Source organism: Reichenbachiella sp. (genome assembly GCF_965223055.1).
In the GTDB taxonomy this organism is placed as follows: Bacteria; Bacteroidota; Bacteroidia; order Cytophagales; family Cyclobacteriaceae; genus Reichenbachiella.
This window is the reverse complement of sequence record NZ_CBDCVM010000011.1, coordinates 150,055-172,083: the sequence shown is the minus strand read 5'-3', so window position 1 is coordinate 172,083 and position 22,029 is coordinate 150,055. Positions and strand designations below refer to the sequence as shown.

Below are 22,029 nucleotides of genomic sequence, written 5' to 3'. Positions count from 1 at the left end.
CAATCTATAAATTGATAAAACTTTTGACTTTCTAACTCCCCACTAATGAGCGTACATCAATCCAACATCAAGAGAGTAACCACCCACCAACTCCAGGAAATGAAAAACCGTGGAGAGAAAATCTCCATGCTTACGGCCTATGATTTTTCGATGGCCAGAATTTTGGATCAAGCAGGAATTGATGTTTTGCTCGTAGGAGATTCGGCTTCCAATGTGATGGCAGGCAACGAAACTACCTTACCCATCACACTAGATCAAATGATTTATCATGCACAAGGAGTAATACGAGCAATCAGTAGAGCTTTTGTAGTCGTAGATTTGCCATTTGGAAGTTATCAGGGGAATTCGACGCAGGCCTTGAAATCAGCCATCAGAATTATGAAAGAATCTGGTGCGCATTCTGTAAAACTGGAAGGCGGAGCAGAAATTCAGGAGAGCATAACCAGAATTCTCAGTGCTGGAGTTCCAGTGATGGGTCACTTGGGATTAACCCCGCAGTCGATTTATAAGTTTGGCACTTATACAGTGAGAGCTAAAGAAGAAGCCGAAGCAGAGAAACTGATCTCTGATGCGAAGCTGCTGGAAGAAACTGGCTGCTATGCCATTGTATTAGAAAAAATTCCAAGCAATTTGGCCAAAAGAGTGGCCGAAACGGTCAATATCCCAATCATAGGAATAGGCGCTGGTCCTTATGTAGACGGACAAGTGCTCGTGACACACGACATGTTAGGCATCACCCAAGAGTTTCAACCCCGATTCCTTCGTCAGTACACAGACATTAGTCAAATCATGACAGAGGCAGTGCAAGGCTACATCAAAGACGTCAAAGCCAAAGACTTCCCAAGCGATAAGGAGAGTTATTGATTATGGGTGAAAGTTTCTCTAGATGGGCAAATGATTTAAGCAAACAGAATAGGCAGACCTTGAAAGGAAATAGAGGTTCCGGTTATACTAATTTTGACAAGTCTTACATTACCAATTATATCATTTCTAGAAAACCGCTAGTTTTCAAAGAAGCCAGTCCTGAATATTTGGAGAAGCTACATCGCAGGCTTAAAATAACTCGAAAGAAAGAGGTCAGAAGAAAAATTAAAGCAATGGTTATCTCTATAATTATCGTTGGATTTTTGGTTTATTGGGTGTTTGCTTAAAATCTATCTTAAGCGAAAATTAAATACTAACAGTAAGAATGCTTTACCGTCATCACCGATTTTCGCCCATGTTGGTCTTGTGACCAACGTGCAGCTGCATCATTAGCCCCTCCTGTCATTTCGTAAGGAATTCGACGAAAGTCGGATGACTGAAGAAATCTTGTCATTTATGTAGAGTCTGCCAGCAGTCAAGAGCATTCTTTCATATTATTACATATTAACCTGAGTACGATTCTAACTTGCGTTACAACCGTTTTTGAAGTGCATCAATCGTGCTTTGCCTTCAAGCCAGGCAGGCTCTTCCTTTTTTCATTGCCAAAAAAGGAAGCAAAATGGCTAGAAAATTATAAACTCGCTATCGCTCAGACAGTATAATTTTCAAAAACCTTGAAATAAGAAATGATTCGCTCACGCTGGTCTTGTGACCAAGGTGTAGCCACATCATAATCCTTTTCTGTCATTTCGCAAGGAATGAGACGTGAGTCGAATGACTGGAGAAAACTCATCAGCGAGAAGCAGCCTGCCAGTCAATAAGAAAATTCCTTCGTTGCACTACGGAATGACTTTGATATTTAGATAAAAAACCACCCGCTCCAGCTATTAACCACCCAATCCATACCCCTTTCTGCAAACATTTATTAAATTCGCCATTCCGAACATTGAAGCCCAAATAGAGTTTATAATTAGTTGTTGAATTTGACGACAGTATATGGCTTCAATCAAGTCTAAAGTCTAGCGTCTAAAATCTAAAATCTGGAATACGAATGGCACAAAAAGCTAAAATCATTTACACAAAAACGGACGAAGCGCCGGCACTAGCCACCTATTCATTTTTGCCTATTGTACAGGCATTCACCAAAGCTGCAGGAGTAGAAGTTGAAACCAGAGACATCTCTTTGGCAGGAAGAATCATCGCGAACCTTGCGGAGTATTTGACTGACGATCAGAAGATCGGCGATGCTTTGGCAGAGCTTGGAGAATTAGCGAAGACGCCAGACGCCAATATCATCAAATTGCCTAACATCAGTGCTTCAATCCCGCAGCTTCAAGCCGCCATCAAAGAATTGCAGGCACAAGGCTATAAGTTGCCCGATTACCCAGCTAGTCCAAAAAATGCTGAAGAAGAAAAAATCAAGACAGCTTATGCCAAAGTATTGGGTAGTGCAGTGAACCCGGTATTGAGAGAAGGAAACTCTGATAGACGAGCACCTAAGGCAGTGAAGAACTTTGCCAAGAAAAATCCACATTCGATGGGCGCTTGGTCAGCTGACTCTAAGTCTCACGTAGCGAGCATGCCTGCTGACGATTTCTACGGAAGTGAAAAATCAGTAACTATAGCTGATGCTACAGATGTAAAAATCGAATTCGTAGGTGCAGACGGTTCTTCTAAGGTGTTGAAAGAAAAAGTGTCGTTGCTATCAGGCGAAATCATCGACGCCTCTGTCATGAACATGGCGGCATTGAAAGCATTCATTGCCAAGGAAATAGAAGATGCAAAAGCGAACGGCGTATTGTTCTCATTGCACATGAAAGCCACGATGATGAAGGTGTCTGACCCTATCATTTTCGGCGCTGCAGTTGAAGTGTTTTATGCTGATGTTTTTGAAAAATATGCAGACTTGTTCGCAGAACTAGGCGTAACAGCCACGAACGGTATCGGCGACGTATACACCAAAATCGCTGGACATGCGCAGGAGTCTGAAGTAAAAGCAGCCATCGAGGCAGTTTACAAGAACAGACCAGACTTGGCTATGGTAAATTCCGATAAAGGAATTACCAACCTACATGTACCAAGTGACGTGATTATCGATGCCTCTATGCCAGCGATGATTAGAACTTCTGGTCAGATGTGGAATGCAGCAGGTAAACAGCAAGATACTAAAGCGGTGATTCCAGATAGAAGTTATGCAGGTGTGTACCAAGAGACCATCGACTTCTGTAAGAAACATGGTGCCTTCGACCCTACTGCAATGGGTAGCGTGCCCAACGTAGGTCTGATGGCTCAGAAAGCAGAAGAATACGGTTCGCACGACAAGACATTCCAAATGTCGGCTGCAGGTACGGTGAAGGTAGTTGATGCTGCTGGCAACGTATTGATTGAGCAGCCAGTTGGCGAAGGTGATTTATTCAGAATGTGTCAAGTGAAGGACGCACCAATCCAGGATTGGGTGAAGTTGGCTGTGTCGAGAGCAAAGGCTACTGGCAATCCTGCAGTATTCTGGTTGGACGAAAACAGAGCGCATGATGCTCAGCTGATCGCTAAGGTGAATACTTACTTGAAAGATCATGACACTGCTGGATTGGAACTATTGATCAAATCGCCAGTGGAGGCTACTAAGTTCTCATTGGAAAGAATCAAAGAAGGAAAAGATACTATCTCAGTTACTGGAAATGTATTGAGAGATTATTTGACTGACTTGTTCCCGATTTTGGAATTGGGTACTAGTGCGAAAATGCTTTCTATCGTTCCGTTGATGAATGGCGGTGGATTGTTCGAAACCGGTGCAGGTGGATCTGCGCCTAAACACGTTCAGCAGTTCAACGAAGAAGGTCACTTGAGATGGGATTCTTTGGGTGAGTTCTTGGCTTTAGCGGTTTCTTTAGAGCATTTGAGCCAGTCTTCTGACAATGCCAAAGCACAAGTATTGGCGGATGCTTTGGATGAAGCGACCGGTAAATTTTTGGATGAAGGCAAATCGCCTTCTAGAAAAGTGAACGAAATTGACAACAGAGGTTCTCACTTCTACTTGATGACTTACTGGGCGGAAGCTTTAGCCAACCAAGACAAGGACGCTGATTTGAAAGCGAAGTTTACCGACTTGTCTAAAGCCTTGGCTGACAATGAAGCGAAGATCAACGAAGAGCTGATCGCGGCGCAAGGTGCAGAAGTGAATATCGGTGGCTACTATCAGCCAAACGAAAAACTGGCTTCTGAAGCGATGCGACCAAGCGCAACATTGAACGGCCTTTTGACGTCTATTGCGTAGTTAGCGAATGAACAGAACTTACAACATCCCAACCCTTGATATGAATGCAACAAATTCTTTTTGTTGTTGGATTGAGTATAGGTGATATTGTAAGACGCTAGATATAGAAATTATAAACCTCGTCTTATGGCGAGGTTTTTTTGTTTGTGGTAACTTAGTATGTAAAGAGACTTATTCAAAAGACTTGTTTCTAAAACCTGTCACATTGAGCTACGTCGAAATGTCCGCCTGCTAATAGCAGCAAGGCTTCGAGTACCTCAGCCTGACACCTTCATTGAGCCTTTTGAATCAGATTCTATATTGAATTCTAAACTATGGAATTAACCAATTATCAAATCTTATTACTCTTCGCCGTAGGCGGACTGGTCGCCATCATCGGCCCGCTGGTGATGAGTCGATTGCTGCGACCTAGTCGGCCAAATGACGAAAAACTCACCACTTACGAATGTGGCGAAGACCCTACAGGCACCGCCTGGGGAAAATTCAACATCCGCTTCTATGTAGTGGCTTTAGTTTTCGTCTTGTTCGAAACGGAGCTTTTGTTCCTTTTTCCTTGGGCTATTGTTTTTGGCAACGAACAACTCAACGCCGAAACCGCAGGAAATTGGGGACTGCTGGCTATGGTAGAAATGGGGCTGTTCATTCTCATTCTTGCATTAGGTCTAGTTTACGTTTGGGGCAAAGGCTACCTCGAATGGGAAAAACCAGAAGTGAGTGTACTAGATACTAAAAGCAAAGTGCCTGATGCGTTGTATAGTGATTTGAATAAGAAATATGCTAATAATTAACTAATCTCTAAGCAATTTGTCATTTCGACCGATAGGGAGAAATCTTAATGGCACAAAGAAGGGAACATAGATTTCTCCTTCCAGTCGAAATGACAAAAAAAAGTAAGTCTAAAATCTAGTATCTAAAATCTAACATCTAATAAAACATGAAAGGCCTACTCGATCAACAATTTAACAATGGCGGTGTCGTCCTGAGCAACTTAGAAGACCTAACCAATTGGGCACGGATGTCCAGTATCTGGCCCATGGGCTTTGGTTTGGCCTGCTGTGCGATCGAAATGATGGGATCCATGGCCTCAGGCTATGATTTGGATCGATTTGGTGTGGTGCCCAGAGCTAGTCCTAGAATGTCTGACGTGATGATCGTAGCTGGTACGGTAACCTACAAAATGGCCGATCGGGTTCGTAGACTTTACGAGCAAATGGCTGAGCCGCGATACGTCATATCTATGGGCAGCTGCGCCAACTGTGGTGGCCCCTATTGGGAGCATGGCTATCATGTAGTGAAAGGAGTAGATAAAATCATTCCGGTTGATGTTTATGTGCCGGGCTGTCCACCTAGGCCTGAGGCTCTGATTGGTGGCATTATCAAACTCAGAGAAAAAATTGAAAACGAAACCTTGGTAGCACCTGAAGGTTTCAGAGAAATTTTAGACAAACAAGCCTAAGCATGACGACAGAAGAATTTAAAAATCTGATAGCATCAAAAATCGGCGAGGACGCGGTTTTGTCTATTGATGAAAATGCCACACCTACGGCGCTAGTCATAGATTCCTCGAAAGTGGAAGAAGTCATGACTTTGCTCAAGGACGACGAAGCTTCTTTTTGCGATCTGTTGTCTTGCCTCACGGCCATAGACAATGGTGTAGAAGTCAACACCATGGAGGTGATTTACAATTTGTATTCCATTCCATTGGAACATTCAGTCATGATCAAAACTGTGATTCCGAGAGAAAACCCTGAGATTGCAACAGTCAGCCATTTATGGCAAACAGCGAACTGGCATGAGCGTGAGGCTTTTGATTTATTTGGAATCATATTCAATAATCATCCAGACCTGCGCAGAATTCTGATGCCAGCCGATTGGGGCGGGCATCCGATGCGAAAAGACTATGAAGAACCGGCCACTTATCGTGGAATGAAAACGATCAGAGAGGAGGGAGACCCAGCATGAGCCAAGCCATAGAATATAAATACAGACCTGAAAACCTTAATGAATCTGCACCAAACGTGTACGATGAGTCCAAACTCACACGAGAGGAAATGGTCATCAATATAGGGCCGCAGCATCCATCTACGCACGGAGTGTTGAGGTTGGAAGTTGTGACTGATGGGGAGATCGTAGTAGATGTAGTGCCGCATTTAGGGTACTTGCATCGATGCTTTGAAAAGCATGCTGAGCAAGTTGCCATGAATGGGGTGATTCCGTTCGTAGATAGGATGGACTATGTAGGTGCGATGAACTCTGAGCATGCCTACGCCATGGGAGTAGAGCGAATGCTTAGTATTGAAGAAAAAATTCCTAAACGCGTAGAATACATCCGTGTACTTGTGGCTGAGCTAAATAGGATCGCTTCTCATTTTGTGGCGATCGGTACTTATGGCTTAGATATTGGTGCGTTTACTCCATTTTTATGGGTCATGCGAGATCGAGAGCATATTCTGCGATTGCTTGAATGGGTGAGTGGTGCAAGAATGCTATACAACTACATTTGGATTGGCGGGTTGTTTTATGATATACCGGTAGGGTTCGAGGAGAAGTGTATTGAGTTCATCAATTACCTAAAACCCAAACTGGTTGAGCTGGATGAAGTTTTGATGAACAATAAAATCTTCATTGAACGTACGGCCAATATAGGAGTCATTCCAAGAAACCTAGCGATCAATTACGGTGTGACTGGGCCGATACTGAGAGGATCTGGATTACGTCTAGATTACCGAAAAGTAGATGGTTATTCAGTATACCCCGAGCTCGATTTTGAGGTGCCTATTGGCTCTGGACAAATGGGACAAACAGGCGATTGCTGGGACCGTACCTGGGTAAGAGTGGAAGAAGTGAAACAGTCTGTAAAGATTGTGGAGCAGTGCTTGGCTCAACTTACTGGCGATCATATGCGTACTAGAGACTTTGACCCTCGGGAAGTAGTACCTAAAAAGGTTAGACCGAAGGCTCAGGATTTATATGTTAGAGCCGAAAACCCGAAAGGAGAATTAGGATTCTTCTTTCGAACAGATGGTAGATCCGATATTGCAGTCCGATGCAAAGCTAGAGGATGTAGTTTTTCTAATCTTTCTATACTTCCTGCCATTTCAAAAGGTTATATGGTAGCTGATTTGATCGCTATTGTTGGTTCGTTAGACTTTGTTATGGGAGAAGTGGATAGATAAACTTAATTCCTGTACAAAAATCATTAAATTTAATTGTTAATGGTTTTTGGAAATGGATCTCAATTTATGCCTCAAAGTATTGGATGCGGAGCAAATCCGTCAAGCTGATCAGTTTACGATCAAAAATGAACCTATACACTCCATAGATTTAATGGAGCGTGCTTCAGAGGAGTTTGTAAAATGGTTTGTAGCTGAATTCTCTGTCGATTCTCCCGTAGTTATTTTTTGTGGTACCGGAAACAATGGGGGAGATGGACTGGTGATTTGTAGACTGCTGAATGAAGCTGGTTATATGGTTTCACTTTTTTGTGTAGGCAATCCAGATACAGGTTCCCGAGATTTTAAGATCAACTATGACTTTATTCAAAACTATGACATTCCTCAAACAGTCATAGACTCGGGCAATTTCCCAGAGTTGAGTAAAGGCACCATTATAATAGACGCTTTGTTTGGTTCTGGTCTTAGTCGACCCATTACTGGATTGATCGCAGACCTCATCCATCATCTCAATGGGCAACCCTGCGCATTTCGTGTGGCAGTAGATATTGCTTCCGGGCTAGGATGTAATGAAAGGTTTGAAAAAGGTGCAATAATGACGGCAACACATACAGTCAGTTTTCAAGTACCCAAATTGTCTTTATTGCTTCCTGATAATGAAACTCATAGTGGTCAGTTGGTAATAAAGAGCATTGGGCTTATTGAAGAATATGTGCAGTCATTGTCTTCCAGTTTTTACTATTCTACAGAAGGTTTTATTAAATCATTCATTCGTTCCAGAGGCAAGTTTTTACATAAAGGAACTGCAGGGAAGAATTTAATTGTAGCAGGCAGCCTTGGGAAGATTGGAGCTGCCGTACTGGCCAGTAGCGCATGTTTACGATCAGGTGCAGGTTTGCTTACCGTTCATTTGCCAGCGTGTGGGATTAATGTGCTCCAAGGAAGTGTACCAGAAGCCATGGTCATTGGTGACGAAAATGATAATATAATTGGCAGTATACAATCCCTTTCGGGGTTTGATGTAATAGGAGTTGGACCAGGAATAGGGACGGAAAAAATAACTGCTGAAGCATTGAGTCAAATACTAGATCAGTTTGACCGACCCATGGTCATAGATGCAGATGCATTGAATATTTTGTCGGAGAACAAAAAATGGATAGAAAAAATACCTAAGGGTTCAGTGCTCACGCCACATCCGGGTGAATTTCAAAGATTGGTGGGGAATTGGGACGATGATTATGAGCGATTGGATAAGCAAATTAGATTCTGCGCAGAGCACGAACTCATTGTCTTGCTAAAAGGAGCTAATTCGAGTATTTGTAATTCTGAAGGAACGGTGATTTTCAATTCTACAGGAAATCCAGGCATGGCAACAGGCGGAAGTGGAGATGTGTTAACTGGGATCATTACAGCACTTTTGGGGCAAGGATATTCAGGTTTTGAAAGCGCCTTGTTGGGTGCTTATCTACATGGTCTATCAGGAGATTTGTTCACCAAAAAGAATGCAGAAGAGTCATTGATTGCTTCAGATCTTATCAATTATCTTCCCAAAGCCTTTCGCAAAGTGAGCCAATGATTAATTCAGGCGATTTATGCCAAAGACGTCATATCCAGACAAATTCATCCAGAAATTATAGATCACTGGTCGAAAAATAAGATTCTTTCCTAAGACTTAACAAAAAAATAATTATATTCATAGAAACTATAAATCCGCTATTTGCGTATTTTGTAGAGCAGTGAAATTGGGAATAGAACGATATGCAATTGTTAAAAGTCATCGGATCAGTGGTCTTGCTGTTTACAGCAACCACAGCATGGGCTCAAGATAGCACCAGTGCGACGACTTATACAGCAGAATCTATCATATTCGAAAATGAGTCTCTGGACTTTTCCAATCAAATTGAAGTGTACCCAAATCCTTCCATTGATTACATTGTTGTAAATATTAAGAATTCAACTTTAAGAGAAACCTCTTTTGAATTGCACAGCATAATTGGCAATACGGTAGAGGTGAATGCTGAGAATGTTGGTAGTGATAAATATCGTATCAACATAAAAAACTTTAATCCCGGCTATTATTTTGTGGTGGTGAAAGACGACTTTTCCGAGTTTAAAGAAGCGTATAAATTTTTAAAAAAATAATAATAGAAGCAAGGAGCGTAAAAAAGTAAGGCCTCGATATTCGAGGCCTTACTTTTTTTGTGTTTAATTGATATTGCTATTGCATCAGTTCATAGTGCTTTCTGAATAATTCCTCGTACTTGCTTGCTAGTTCCAGGTTTTCAGTCCCTCTAAATGTGCGGGCCAACTCACTTAGTGAAATCAAGTTTTTCTGCAATTCAAATCTGTCCAAATTGCCCGTTGAATATAAATAAGTAAGCATCTCGTCAGACCTTGTTGAAATTAGCTCGGCCATTTCAGTCGCTTTTTCTTCTTCCCCTACTAGAATAAGATAACCTACCTGCTGAACACTGAAGTGGTCATATCTAATGACATTATCAGGCATGAATTCAAGACATTTCAAAATTGCTTCTCTGGCTTTTTCGGTTTTTCCTTCTGCCAATAAGTTCTGAATCAACGTATTGAAACTTGCTCTGTGATTTAAAACAAAATTTCTATAGTCCTCAGAATAATAAACTGTCGGATTGTCCAATTCTCTCCAGTGGAAATTATTGATCATATTGTCAAACATGATATCCGTATTCACGAACATTTCGCCAGAGGTTTGATTTCTTATAGGCAACAACCTGAAAGCATTTCCTTCTTGCACCATATAATCCTTCAAATTGAAGTTCACGCTTGAAGCGGAAGTGTTATTGAAATAAATAGGTCTTTCCCAATTGTTGTTTACAATCAAATCAAGGATAGCCAAATCTTTCTTTTCCAATCCTCGGCCTTTCATACTCCATGTCATTCGATCTGAAAGCCTTGAGGCAAATTGCTCTGGAATAATTCCCAATTCCATTACTTTGGCTGAATCTACAGGCAAATAGAAGTTTTTAGCCGGAACGGAATTGTAACTACTAATAGATGTGGGCACTGCCAGTGCAGGATGCTCTTCTTTAATCAGTTTGATAAACTGAGCAGCGTTCATTGTACCTCCTTTTATGTTTTGCCTTTCGACTAATGGTAAGTAGTCATTCAACCCACCTTGCTTGTAATTGTCAAGGGTCAGGCCAAATGGTAGAGGCTTCGACTCATAGGCATCTCGCATCATCTGGGCAATGTACCAGTCCGTATTGAAGTAACTCAATACTATCACTCGCACGTCGGTTCTGAATCCTTCTACTTCTTGTACATACCACAGCGGGAAGGTGTCGTTGTCGCCACCAGTAAAGATGATGGCATTTTCCTCACAAGAAGCGAGGAAGTTTTTAGCTGAGTCCACTGAGAAGTATCTGTTTGAACGATCATGATCATCCCATCCTTCAGAAGCCATGATGATTGGAGCAGACAAGCAAATGACTAATGCAATGGCTGCGGCAGGAACACCTTTTTTAATTACAGCCATTATACCTTTGAATATGGCAATAAAACCTAAACCGATCCAAAAGGCATAAGCATAGTAAGAACCAGCATAGATGTAATCTCTTTCTCTTGGCTCCGTAGGAGGAGAGTTGAGGTAAAGGACGATAGCCGCTCCTGTTAAGAAGAATAATAGTCCTACAAAAGCAAAGTTTCTTGGGTCTTTGTAATACTGAAATGTAAGTCCAATAATTCCTAGCATCAGAGGGATCATAAAGAAGATATTTCTCCCTTTGTTCTCTTCGAGCATGGAAGGTACTTTTTCAAATGCGTCATTGAGTCCAACCCAGTCTGCGCCCTGGATGTCGGAGGCTCTTCCTGCAAAATTCCACATGAAGTATCGGAAGTACATCGTGCCCAGCTGGTGTTTGAACATGTAAGCCAGATTGTCTGCGAAACTTGGTTTTTCTCCATTCTTCAATCCTAAAATTTCTCTATAACGCTGAACATGACCAGGTTGATTGCTATAGGCTCGTGGTAATATAGTAGTGTGCTCTGGGTTATAAATATATTCCAGTTTGTAATCCGTGATTTCGTATTTTTCCTCACCCTTCGTGTAGACTGGAGCACCTTTTTTCTGATCCACAATATCAGCAGTAAATAGTTGACCATGAAGCAGAGGTCTACTTCCGTACTGCTCTCGTTTCAAATAAGAAACATAACTCAAAACATCCTCCGGATTGTTTTCATCAATCGGTGGGTTGTAGTTGGATCTGATGAGTACAATTGAGTAGGAAGAATATCCGATTACGATAAAAGCAAAACTCACTAAAATAGTATTGAGTGTTGCGTTGCTGGATTTGATAGAATAATAAATACCATAAACTAAGCCACCGATAAATAAAGCTGCAAAGAATATTATCCCTGATCCAAATGGTAGCCCTAGGTTATTCACAAAGAAAATTTCCATTTTGCCAGCAAAACTTGGTAGCCCTGGAATCACCCCTTCCATGATAATAAGCACGATTGCACCACTGGCAATTAAGGTGGTAATAATTCCTCGTGTACTTAGCTTTTCTCTTTTCTTGAAGTAATAAACTAATCCCAACGCAGGAACAGTTACCAAATTCAACAAGTGAACTCCAATCGAAAGTCCTACCATATAAGCAATCAAAATCATCCATCTATTCTCATCAGAAGGATCTTTGATGTTCTCCCATTTAAGCATGGCCCATACCACAAAGGCAGTAAAAAAGGAAGACATGCCATAAACCTCAGCTTCAACTGCTGAAAACCAGAATGAATCTGAAAAAGTATATGACAAGGCGCCAATCAAACCACTTCCAATGATGACAAAGTTGGTGTAGTTCGTATCTGGGGTAACAAGTTTTTTAGCTAAATGAGTAATCGACCAAAACAAGAACAATACGGTGAAACCACTACTCAATACGCTTAGCATATTAATCCAATAGGCCACTTGGGTGGTATCACCCATGGCGAGGAATGAAAATAATCTGCCAAGCAATAAGAAAAATGGAGCACCTGGAGGATGGGGGACTTCAAGCTTGTAGGACACAGCTATGAATTCGCCACAATCCCAAAAACTAGCAGTAGGTTCTACAGTAAGGGCATACACTGTAGTGGCTAGAATGAAAATAATCCAACCGGTTATATTGTTTAATTTATTGTAATCGCTCATAAAAAATGGAAATTTAACTGGCGAAAATAGTCATATTTGATCAAACCAAAACGTTAATAAAGGTTAACTTGGGGCGCTTAAAACGGAACACTTAATTCTAGTCGTATGAAGTATACAAAATGTCTTTTTCTGATTCTTGGAGTTTTACTTTTTAGTAAAAGCCAGATAGCCGCTCAGTCCAATAATGAAAGAGATGCTATTTCTTTAGATATGGTAGATATAACGGAATCAGAACTGTTGACCTATAGAGCTTCGGCTTCCAGAACATGGGACTTGATTCATACGGAACTGGCTGTGTCGTTCGATTGGGAAAAGAGATATCTGAACGGAACAGCAAAACTCGAATTAACCCCCTTGTTTTATGAACAAGAATCATTAGTGCTGGATGCCAAGGGTATGGATATTAAATCCCTATCTGTTGCAGGTAAATCAAGTGATTTTGAATATGATGGATGGGAGATTTCCATTCCGTTGGGAAAGGCATTCACAAGAAGAGATACCATTCAGGTAGTTATAGCATACACCGCAAAACCTTATGAACGTGAAGCAGGAGGTAGTGAAGCGATCGAAGAAAACCGTGGACTTTATTTTATTAATGCTGATGGATCTGATCTAGACAAACCTCAACAAATATGGACACAGGGAGAAACAGAAGCCAGTTCAGGTTGGTTTCCAACTATCGATATCCCCAACGAGCGTTGCACGCAGATAATGAGAATTACCGTCCAGGATAAATTCAAAACGCTGTCCAATGGTTTGTTGACAGAGCAGATCAAAGAGGCTAATGGGAAAAGAACAGACGTATGGGAAATGGATCAGCCGCACTCTCCTTATTTGTTTATGATGACAGTTGGTGAGTTTAGTGTAACTAGAGATGAATGGAAAGGTATTCCAATAGCTTATTGGCTGGAGGAAGACTATGGAAAGTATGCCAAAGATATATTTGGCAATACCCCCGAAATGATGACATTCTTTTCTGACTTATTGGGTTACTCTTATCCTTGGAAAAAATATGATCAGATTGTCGTTCGTGACTATGTCTCAGGAGCTATGGAAAATACAACCGCCTCCTTGTTCTATGAAGATTTGAACGTTGATCGGAGATATCTAATCGATGACAACTGGGATGGTATCATCGCTCATGAGTTGATGCACCAGTGGTTCGGCGACTTGGTGACCTGTGAGTCCTGGTCTAATTTAACATTAAACGAGGCCTTTGCAAGCTACTCCGAATACTTATGGAATCAGTACAAGTATGGCCAGGATGAGGCTGACTATGTTTTTTTAGTGGAGCAAGAAGCATACTTTATAGAAGCATCAGAAGAGCCCAAAAACCTAATACGATACTATTATGAGAATCAAGAGGATTTGTTTGATTCACATACCTATAATAAAGGGGCTGCTGTGCTACATATGCTCAGAAGTTATTTGGGAGATGAGGCCTTCTTCTTGGGATTAAAAAAATACTTAGAAGCAAATGCATTTCAATCCGTGGAGGCGGCGCAACTTCGATTAGCATTTGAAGAAGTGACCGGGGAGGATTTGAATTGGTTCTTTGATCAATGGTTTTTCTTTGCTGGGCATCCGGAGTTAGAGGTTAGACACTCTTTTGCCAATGATACATTGACCTTGACTGTAGAACAAATCCAAAGTCAAGACGAAATGCCGGTTTTTCAATTGCCCGTGTTTGTGGATATCTGGAAGGGAGACGAATTGGCTAGCTTTCCTATTGTTATCAATGAGGCCTATGAGACTTATCAGTTCCCGATGGACACACAGCCAGACGTTGTCATCTTTGATAGTGAGCGGCAGCTACTGGCTCTTATCGATCATCCGAAATCTGAAAAAGAATATGTTGCTCAATTTGAGAAAGACGGCAGCCTGTTCAGTCGCATCGAAACTTTGGATAGCCTTTATTCATTCGAAGATAATAAGCTGATTGATCGGGTCTTGAAGAAGTCATTTGAAGATCCGTACTACATGGTGCGACAATATGCATTGGAGTATCTAATGGATGAGGAAGTGAAATTAAAAAAATATGAAGAAGAGATAGTAAAAATGTTAAACGATCCTAGTTCACAGGTCAGAGCATATGCGCTGGCTTACATCGGGGAAAGTGGATTTGCAAAATATAGAGCAGAATTCAATAAAGCCTTGAATGATTCCTCTTATTTGGTGGCGGCATCCACCATTGCGCAGTTTACAAAAAATAAAGAGAAGCTGCCAGCTCAGTTTTTATCTAACCAGCAACAGGTAACTAATCTGAATATTGTGATCATGCTCGCTGAGTATTACCTCTATCAAGAGCACAAAGATTCCTACGATTGGTTTCAGAATCGAATGAAGGGATTGGACGGAAATACACTTTTCTATTTTATTCAAGCTTACGCCGAAAAACTCCTGGAAGCTCCAGATCAATATAGAAAAGCCGCCATTCCTCAACTGGAAGAAGTGGCTAGAAACAATACCAATTATATGGCAAGGTTTTCTGCTTTTCAGGCTTTGGTGCTGATGTCGGATATGGACGGCGTAGATGCCATAATCAAAGACGTTAAAGAAAATGAAAGTGACGAAAGGCTAATTGAACTATATGAAGGGATATAAAAAAGGGATTGAAAAACTTCAACCCCTTTGTGTAGTTTGTTAATTAAATCATTTACATCCCAAGCAAAGCATCAATAGAGCTACTTGCTACAAAATGATAATTAGGTCTTGCTTTCGCATAAATTTCTTTTGCCATTTCTGTTCCTTCAGGTGTTTTTACAAACTCCTTATATAATGGCATCAAGAATTTTCTTCTACCTGTATTTACTAAGAATGATTCCAATTGACTGTACGCAGGTTCATATTGGTTAGCAATTACCAAAATACCCCAAACATCGAATATTTCGCTATTACCGGTATTGGTAAATCCAAAGGCCTCATCCAAATTGGCCATTTGTTCTGTAGACAGCGAGTCAGGCAAGCCTCGAACAAACCTCAGCCATTCATGAGTAGTCCAGCTGTCACTGTTGTAAGAAGTTTGTAGCTCTTCTTTACTTTGATTCGCAGTCCAGGCAGCCAAGGCATTGTCGACATTTTCGAATTTGTCAGAAACCGGCACCGGACAATTATCCGGGAGGCCAGGTGTATAAATCCATGCTTCATAAATAGCAGGCTCCATATCCAATTGATAAGCATCGAACAATTGAGTTTGAAGGATTTCAATGAACTTCTTTGTAGTCATGGTTTTGAAAGAATTATTCGTGAAGTAATCTTTCAAGAAGGCATCCCACTTTTCTCTACCTACAGTTTCTTCCAAAAGTCTTAAAAAGAAATACCCTTTATCATAAGCAATGGCAGTCAACCCATCATCCGGATTCCGTCCTGTCAAATCCAATTTCAAACTGGTGTCTTTGAAGTTTCCAGCTGCTTTCATTTCTTCTATTTCTGCTTTCAAATCCTGAAGAGAAAGTAAAGCCAGCATTTCTGAATAATCTCGGCCATAAACAGCTTCCATGATTCTGTACTCGAAGTAGACTGTAAATCCTTCATTCAACCAGAAGTCATTCCAATTGGCATTGGTTACCAAGTTGCCAGACCAAGAGTGTGCTAACTCATGTGCTACTAAAGAAGTCAGTGATTTGTCGCCTGCTAGAATTGTTGGAGTTGCAAATGTCAACCTAGGATTTTCCATTCCTCCAAAAGGAAAACTGGATGGTAGAACAATAATATCGTATCGATCCCATCGATAAGGACCATAGAGTTCTTCTGCTGCGCTGATCATTTTTTCGAGGTCTTCGAATTCCGCTGCTGCTTTTTCTAAAACCGAAGGTTCAGCATAAACACCGCTTCTAGCGCCAAGTGAACTAAACTCAATATTTCCAACCGATAATGCCATGAGGTAGGCAGGAATAGCTTGCTTCATTTCAAAGTTATAGACTCCATCCTCATTTTTTTCAATTGGATTTGATGCACTCATCAAAGCCATAAGATCAGATGGAACACTCACTTGTGCATTATAAGTGAAGCGAATACCTGGAGAATCTTGAATTGGAATCCACGATCGAGCCAAAATTGCCTGTGATTGAGTAAACAAGAAAGGGTAGACCTTATCTGTAGTCTGACTTGGTTCTAACCATTGAAGTGCTTCCGCCTTTTCAGAAGTTTCATAAGCGATCACTACATTTTTAGTGTTGGGAGTAATGTCGATAGTTAATGGAGCACCTAAATGTGGTTGAGTCTCGCCAAGCACAAAATTGAGTACTTCATTGTTGCCATTCCTAACTGAATTAATGGTTAGTTCTTTAGTGTCCAAAACCAGTTGCTTTGCTCCTTGAGAGCTTTTGATGGTTAGCTTAGCAATCGCCTGAATTTTCTTCAAATCAAAATTCACCGAGGCCTCCCAATTCAAATGTGTAACAACTGCTTCTTCTGGCTGAGCAAATGTGTGTACATCAGAGGCTTTCATTTCAGTGTTTTTTTCGTTTGAGGATTCTTGACTTGTTCCACAGCTGAACAAAATTGCACAGCAGCTCCAAGCAAGTAGGATAGGATTCAATATCTTTTTCTTCATAGGTATCTATTGTTTATAATCTTTGCAAATCTAATGATCCCGTGAAGTAATAAAATTAATGTTTGATTTTTGACTAATAATGAGGTTTAAACGGCCTTAAAGCAGTGCGGATTAAAAAAAATAAATTATGCTGAAAATAAGTTTGTAAAAATTTGAATAAGAATCAAAAGCATATAATTTTGCACTTCCTTAAGAAAAACGGGAGAGAAATACTCTTCAATTTTGATAAGGATTGTTCTCAATTTTATTGAACACGGGGGGATACCAAAGCGGCCAACTGGGACGGACTGTAACTCCGTTGACTTATGTCTTCGCAGGTTCGAATCCTGCTCCCCCCACATTGGCCTGATTTAATAACCAGTTGAATCAGTGAAAAGATTAAGCGGGAGTAGCTCAGTTGGTAGAGCGACAGCCTTCCAAGCTGTAGGTCGCGGGTTCGAGCCTCGTCTCCCGCTCTTAATTTTTCAAGCCGATGTAGCTCAGGGGTAGAGTGCTTCCTTGGTAAGGAAGAGGTCACGGGTTCAAATCCCGTCATTGGCTCATAGCTCTGAAAGTCTTTTTGTTATAAAAAAGGCGATATTGGTTTGAGTGATTGTGCTATATATTTATGTGTAGCCTTTTTTTATATTTAATTTAATATTTAACTAAAATAGGAATTTTCAGACATGGCTAAAGAAACCTTTGACCGTTCGAAACCTCACGTGAATATTGGTACAATTGGTCACGTGGATCACGGAAAGACAACTTTGACTGCTGCGATCTCTTCAGTTCTTGCGAACAAGGGTCTGGCAGAGCAAAAAGACTTCTCTTCTATCGACAACGCTCCAGAAGAAAAGGAAAGAGGTATTACAATTAATACTTCACACATCGAATACCAAACAGACAACAGACACTACGCACACGTAGACTGTCCTGGTCACGCCGATTATGTGAAAAACATGATTACTGGTGCTGCTCAAATGGACGGTGCGATCATCGTGGTTGCTGCTACTGATGGACCAATGCCACAAACTAGAGAGCATATCTTGCTTTCTCGTCAGGTAGGTGTTCCTGCTTTGGTTGTATTCATGAACAAAGTAGATTTGGTTGACGATGCTGAGCTACTTGAGCTAGTTGAAATGGAAGTAAGAGAATTGCTTTCTGAGTACGACTTCCCAGGTGACGACATTCCTGTAATCGCTGGATCTGCTCTTGGTGGATTGAACGGTGAGCCTGAGTGGGTTGCTAAAATCGAAGAATTGATGGCTGCTGTGGATGAGTACATTCCACTTCCAGAAAGAGCTGTTGATAAAGATTTCTTGATGCCTGTTGAGGATGTATTCTCTATTACTGGTAGAGGTACTGTTGCAACTGGTAGAATTGAAAGAGGTGTAACTAACACAGGTGACGCTGTTGACATTATCGGTATGGGTGCAGAAGACATGAAGTCTACTATCACTGGTGTTGAGATGTTCAGAAAAATATTGGATAGAGGTGAAGCTGGTGACAACGTTGGTCTATTGCTTAGAGGTATCGAAAAATCTGATATCAAAAGAGGAATGATCATCTGTAAGCCTGGTTCGGTAACTCCTCACCAGCACTTCAAAGCTGAAGTTTATGTATTGTCTAAAGAAGAAGGTGGACGTCACACTCCATTCTTCAACAAATACAGACCTCAGTTTTACCTAAGAACAACTGACGTTACTGGCGAAATCATGCTTCCTGAAGGAGTAGAGATGGTTATGCCTGGTGATAACGTTACTATCGAAGTGAAATTGATCAACAAAGTAGCTCTTGAAAAAGGACTAAGATTTGCGATCAGAGAAGGTGGTAGAACAGTTGGATCTGGTCAGGTAACTGAAATCTTAGACTAAGGTCTAATACAGATATAACAAGATTATCAGATGCGTTTCATTTTTTAATGAAGCGCATTTGTTTATAATCAAAAATAATTCTAATTTTGCAGTCCTTTTGGGCTGAAGGTTTTACGGGTGTAGCTCAATTGGTAGAGCACTGGTCTCCAAAACCAGCGGCTGGGAGTTCGAGTCTCTCCACCCGTGCAAATGTTTAAAGCAAAGGTTTGAGTAATGACAAATTTGATCAACTTTTTTAAAGAGTCTTATGACGAAATGGTCCATAAAGTTACATGGTCTAAATACAGTGAGCTTCAGAGTAGTTCAATTTTGGTATTGGTCGCTTCCCTGATCTTCGCAATATTCATTGGTATAATAGATTTCGGTTTCGATAATCTATTAAAGTGGTTTTATAATCTATAAATAGTCAAATAGCCCTGCTATTATGAGTGAACATAAGTGGTACGTAGTTCGTGCGGTGAGTGGACAGGAGAAAAAGGTGAAAACCTACTTGGAAACTGAGATCTCAAGAATGGGTCTTGAAGATTACATTCCTCAAGTCATGATACCTGCAGAAAAGGTATATGAAATGAGAAATGGGAAAAAGCGTGTGAGAGAAAGAAATTTCTTTCCAGGTTATATTCTAATATCTGCAGACTTAAACTATGGCGAAGTACAACATACTATCACCAAAATACCAGGTGTAATTGGCTTTTTAGGTGCCGACGATGGCGGTCCTGCCAAGACTCCAGTGGCTTTGAGACAAAATGAGGTGAACCGAATTTTGGGTAAGGTAGAAGAAGTAGACGAATTCGAAGAGAAGTTGGATACTCCTTTTATTGTAGGAGAAACTGTGAAAGTAATGGATGGTCCGTTCAGTGGATTTACAGGTAATGTAGAAGAGGTATTTGAAGAAAGAAAGAAGCTAAATGTAATGGTGAAAATCTTTGGACGAAACACACCTGTAGAACTTAATTATATACAAGTAGAAAAAACAGAGTAAAAATGGCTAAGGAAATTAGTGGTTACTTAAAATTACAGATAAAGGGTGGCGCAGCCAATCCTTCTCCTCCTGTAGGACCTGCACTGGGTAGTAAAGGTCTTAACATTATGGACTTCTGTAAGCAATTTAATGCCAGAACCCAGGAAAAAGCGGGACAGGTATTGCCTGTGCTTGTTACAATATATACCGATAAGTCGTTTGATTTTGTTATTAAAACTCCTCCTGCGCCAGTATTGTTGCTTAATGCAGCAAAGCTGAAAAAGGCTTCTTCGGAGCCTAATCGCGATAAGGTGGGTAGCGTAACTTGGGATCAAGTGAAAGAAATTGCTGAAACGAAAATGCCTGATTTAAATGCATTTACAGTAGAATCAGCAATGAAGCAGGTAGCTGGTACAGCTCGAAGCATGGGTATAAAAGTAAGTGGTAAAGCCCCTTGGGCCTAATTAATTAAAAATTAACATGGCGAAATTAACGAAAAGTCAAAAACTAGCTGCTGAGAGGTATGACAAAACGAAGGCTTATAGCATCGAAGAAGCATCGCAGATAGTAAAGGACATCACTACAACTAAATTCGACGCCTCAGTGGACGTTGATATTAGGCTAGGAGTTGATCCAAGAAAGGCAGACCAAATGGTAAGAGGAGTGGCGACACTTCCACACGGAACTGGTAAAGAAGTAAGAGTTCTTGTACTATGTACTCCTGATAAGGAGCAAGAAGCTAAAGATGCTGGTGCAGATCACGTAGGATTAGATGAGTATATCAAGAAGATCGAAGGCGGTTGGACTGATATCGATGTGATTGTGACTATGCCAACAGTAATGGCTAAAGTAGGTAGAATAGGTAGAGTATTGGGCCCAAGAGGATTGATGCCAAACCCTAAGTCTGGTACAGTGACATTAGACGTAGCGAAAGCAGTACAAGAAGTGAAATCTGGTAAGATTGACTTTAAAGTGGACAAATTTGGTATTATTCATGCAAGTGTTGGGAAAGCATCTTTCACTGCTGAACAAATCAAAGACAACGCAATGGAGTTGATCAATGTGGTAAACAAATTGAAACCTGCAAGTGCGAAAGGTACTTATATGAAAAACGTGAGTCTTTCTAGTACAATGAGCGCAGGGGTTACAATTGATAAAGCTTCTACCGGAGTTTAAAAAGCTTTTATAATCAATACCGCTAATGCGGTGGGATTCTAAATAAAGAACAAAATGACTAAAGCAGAAAAAGCAGTCGTTATTCAAGAACTTTCTGAGAAATTCAAAGAAACTAGTAATTTCTATTTCACAGATGCTTCAGGGTTGACCGTGGCAGAAGTGAACAATTTCAGACAGAAGTGTTTTGATAACGGTGTAGAGTACAAAGTGGTGAAAAATACACTTATCAGAAAAGCTTTGGAAACTGTTGATGCAGACTTTTCTTCATTGAATGATGAAGTATTGACAGGTTTTTCAGGAGTGATGTTTACTGGTGCGGACAGTGCGAACGTACCTGCTAAGATCATCAAAGAATTTAAAAAAGACGACAGTGCAGATAGACCAAAATTAAAGGGAGCTTCCATCGATTACGATCTCTTTATTGGTGAGGAACATCTGAATACACTTGCTAAACTTAAGTCTAAAACAGAGCTTATTGGCGAGGTTATCGGATTGTTGCAATCTCCTGCTAAGAATGTTGTTTCTGCTCTACAGAGCAGTGGACAAACTCTTTCAGGATTGGTTAAGACTTTGTCTGAACGTTAAAATTGGTTTCAAATTATTAAAATTAAATATTAAAATACAATGGCAGATTTAAAAGCATTCGCTGATCAGTTGGTAGGACTAACTGTAAAGGAAGTAAATGAATTAGCTGAAATTTTGAAAGAAGAGCATGGTATCGAACCTGCTGCTGCAGCTGCACCAGTAATGGTTGCTGGCGGTGCTGGTGGTGGAGATGAAGCTGCTGAGAAAGATTCTTTCGACGTTATCTTGAAATCTCCAGGAGGAGCTAAATTGGCTATCGTGAAGTTGGTTAAAGAATTGACTGGATTAGGATTGAAAGAAGCTAAAGAACTAGTTGACGGTGCACCTAAAGCATTGAAAGAAGGTGTTGCTAAGGACGAAGCTGAAGGACTTAAGAAGCAGCTTGAAGAAGCTGGAGCTGAAGTAGAGCTTAAGTAAAAATTTG

The 22,029-nt window shown here is 40.8% G+C and carries 20 protein-coding genes and 4 tRNA genes; 20 read left to right on the top strand and 4 right to left on the bottom strand.

Going from position 1 to position 22,029, the window contains the following annotated elements:
• Positions 1-45 precede the first annotated feature (45 nt).
• Positions 46-864: a 3-methyl-2-oxobutanoate hydroxymethyltransferase gene (gene panB, locus ACOQO5_RS11800; RefSeq protein ID WP_420581882.1), complete on the top strand. Its 819-nt coding sequence runs from the start codon at positions 46-48 to the stop codon at positions 862-864.
• A 313-nt stretch (positions 865-1,177) separates the two neighbouring features.
• Here the strand turns inward: panB and ACOQO5_RS11795 are convergent, their stop codons facing one another.
• Together ACOQO5_RS11795 and ACOQO5_RS11790 are read right to left on the bottom strand one after the other, a co-directional pair.
• Entirely contained in the window at positions 1,178-1,318 is a 141-nt protein-coding gene (locus ACOQO5_RS11795) for a hypothetical protein (protein WP_420581881.1), read from the bottom strand.
• Between the two features lie 195 nt (positions 1,319-1,513).
• Positions 1,514-1,657: a hypothetical protein gene (locus ACOQO5_RS11790; protein ID WP_420581880.1), complete on the bottom strand. Its 144-nt coding sequence runs from the start codon at positions 1,655-1,657 to the stop codon at positions 1,514-1,516.
• A gap of 258 nt (positions 1,658-1,915) precedes the next feature.
• Between ACOQO5_RS11790 and ACOQO5_RS11785 the strand changes: the two genes are divergently transcribed.
• The 7 genes from ACOQO5_RS11785 (at position 1,916) to ACOQO5_RS11755 (ending at position 9,453) form a co-directional block, all read left to right on the top strand.
• Positions 1,916-4,138, top strand: a complete 2,223-nt coding sequence (locus ACOQO5_RS11785; RefSeq protein WP_420581879.1) for an NADP-dependent isocitrate dehydrogenase — start codon at positions 1,916-1,918, stop codon at positions 4,136-4,138.
• A 314-nt stretch (positions 4,139-4,452) separates the two neighbouring features.
• A complete protein-coding gene (locus ACOQO5_RS11780; RefSeq protein WP_420581878.1) occupies positions 4,453-4,926 on the top strand; it encodes an NADH-quinone oxidoreductase subunit A in 474 nt (157 codons plus the stop codon).
• 146 nt (positions 4,927-5,072) lie between these two features.
• Positions 5,073-5,594, top strand: a complete 522-nt coding sequence (locus ACOQO5_RS11775) for an NADH-quinone oxidoreductase subunit B (protein ID WP_420581877.1) — start codon at positions 5,073-5,075, stop codon at positions 5,592-5,594.
• A gap of 2 nt (positions 5,595-5,596) precedes the next feature.
• Positions 5,597-6,100, top strand: a complete 504-nt coding sequence (locus ACOQO5_RS11770) for an NADH-quinone oxidoreductase subunit C (RefSeq protein ID WP_420581876.1) — start codon at positions 5,597-5,599, stop codon at positions 6,098-6,100.
• Positions 6,097-7,314: an NADH-quinone oxidoreductase subunit D gene (locus ACOQO5_RS11765; protein WP_420581875.1), complete on the top strand. Its 1,218-nt coding sequence runs from the start codon at positions 6,097-6,099 to the stop codon at positions 7,312-7,314. Before ACOQO5_RS11770 ends, ACOQO5_RS11765 begins: the two co-directional genes overlap by 4 nt.
• A 52-nt stretch (positions 7,315-7,366) precedes the next feature.
• Positions 7,367-8,887, top strand: coding sequence for an NAD(P)H-hydrate dehydratase (locus ACOQO5_RS11760; RefSeq protein ID WP_420581874.1), 1,521 nt, complete (start codon positions 7,367-7,369; stop codon positions 8,885-8,887).
• 188 nt (positions 8,888-9,075) lie between these two features.
• Entirely contained in the window at positions 9,076-9,453 is a 378-nt protein-coding gene (locus tag ACOQO5_RS11755) for a T9SS type A sorting domain-containing protein (RefSeq protein WP_420581873.1), read from the top strand.
• A gap of 76 nt (positions 9,454-9,529) precedes the next feature.
• Here the strand turns inward: ACOQO5_RS11755 and ACOQO5_RS11750 are convergent, their stop codons facing one another.
• Entirely contained in the window at positions 9,530-12,475 is a 2,946-nt protein-coding gene (locus ACOQO5_RS11750) for a DUF2723 domain-containing protein (RefSeq protein ID WP_420581872.1), read from the bottom strand.
• A gap of 105 nt (positions 12,476-12,580) precedes the next feature.
• Between ACOQO5_RS11750 and ACOQO5_RS11745 the strand changes: the two genes are divergently transcribed.
• Positions 12,581-15,079, top strand: a complete 2,499-nt coding sequence (locus tag ACOQO5_RS11745) for a M1 family aminopeptidase (protein WP_420581871.1) — start codon at positions 12,581-12,583, stop codon at positions 15,077-15,079.
• 52 nt (positions 15,080-15,131) lie between these two features.
• On the opposite strand, the gene ACOQO5_RS11740 is transcribed toward ACOQO5_RS11745, so the two are convergent.
• Positions 15,132-17,030, bottom strand: coding sequence for a M1 family metallopeptidase (locus ACOQO5_RS11740; RefSeq protein ID WP_420581870.1), 1,899 nt, complete (start codon positions 17,028-17,030; stop codon positions 15,132-15,134).
• Between the two features lie 255 nt (positions 17,031-17,285).
• Between ACOQO5_RS11740 and ACOQO5_RS11735 the strand changes: the two genes are divergently transcribed.
• From ACOQO5_RS11735 to rplL, 11 genes are all read left to right on the top strand, one after another.
• Positions 17,286-17,368: transfer RNA gene (locus tag ACOQO5_RS11735), tRNA-Tyr, on the top strand.
• Positions 17,369-17,412: 44 nt separating this feature from the next.
• Positions 17,413-17,485, top strand: a tRNA-Gly gene (locus tag ACOQO5_RS11730).
• A gap of 13 nt (positions 17,486-17,498) precedes the next feature.
• Positions 17,499-17,570, top strand: a tRNA-Thr gene (locus ACOQO5_RS11725).
• Between the two features lie 125 nt (positions 17,571-17,695).
• Positions 17,696-18,883, top strand: coding sequence for an elongation factor Tu (gene tuf, locus ACOQO5_RS11720; RefSeq protein WP_420581869.1), 1,188 nt, complete (start codon positions 17,696-17,698; stop codon positions 18,881-18,883).
• 113 nt (positions 18,884-18,996) lie between these two features.
• Positions 18,997-19,069: transfer RNA gene (locus ACOQO5_RS11715), tRNA-Trp, on the top strand.
• Between the two features lie 27 nt (positions 19,070-19,096).
• On the top strand, positions 19,097-19,285 hold the full coding sequence (gene secE, locus ACOQO5_RS11710) for a preprotein translocase subunit SecE (protein ID WP_420581868.1): 189 nt from the start codon (positions 19,097-19,099) through the stop codon (positions 19,283-19,285).
• A gap of 22 nt (positions 19,286-19,307) precedes the next feature.
• A complete protein-coding gene (gene nusG, locus ACOQO5_RS11705; protein WP_420581867.1) occupies positions 19,308-19,865 on the top strand; it encodes a transcription termination/antitermination protein NusG in 558 nt (185 codons plus the stop codon).
• Between the two features lie 2 nt (positions 19,866-19,867).
• Positions 19,868-20,308 carry a 50S ribosomal protein L11 gene (gene rplK, locus ACOQO5_RS11700; RefSeq protein ID WP_084373605.1) on the top strand — a complete coding sequence of 147 codons (441 nt, stop codon included), beginning with the start codon at positions 19,868-19,870 and terminating at the stop codon, positions 20,306-20,308.
• Between the two features lie 16 nt (positions 20,309-20,324).
• On the top strand, positions 20,325-21,020 hold the full coding sequence (rplA, locus tag ACOQO5_RS11695) for a 50S ribosomal protein L1 (protein WP_420581866.1): 696 nt from the start codon (positions 20,325-20,327) through the stop codon (positions 21,018-21,020).
• Positions 21,021-21,074: 54 nt separating this feature from the next.
• Entirely contained in the window at positions 21,075-21,605 is a 531-nt protein-coding gene (rplJ, locus tag ACOQO5_RS11690) for a 50S ribosomal protein L10 (protein WP_420581865.1), read from the top strand.
• A gap of 39 nt (positions 21,606-21,644) precedes the next feature.
• Positions 21,645-22,022, top strand: coding sequence for a 50S ribosomal protein L7/L12 (rplL, locus tag ACOQO5_RS11685; protein ID WP_420581864.1), 378 nt, complete (start codon positions 21,645-21,647; stop codon positions 22,020-22,022).
• Positions 22,023-22,029: the final 7 nt, after the last annotated feature.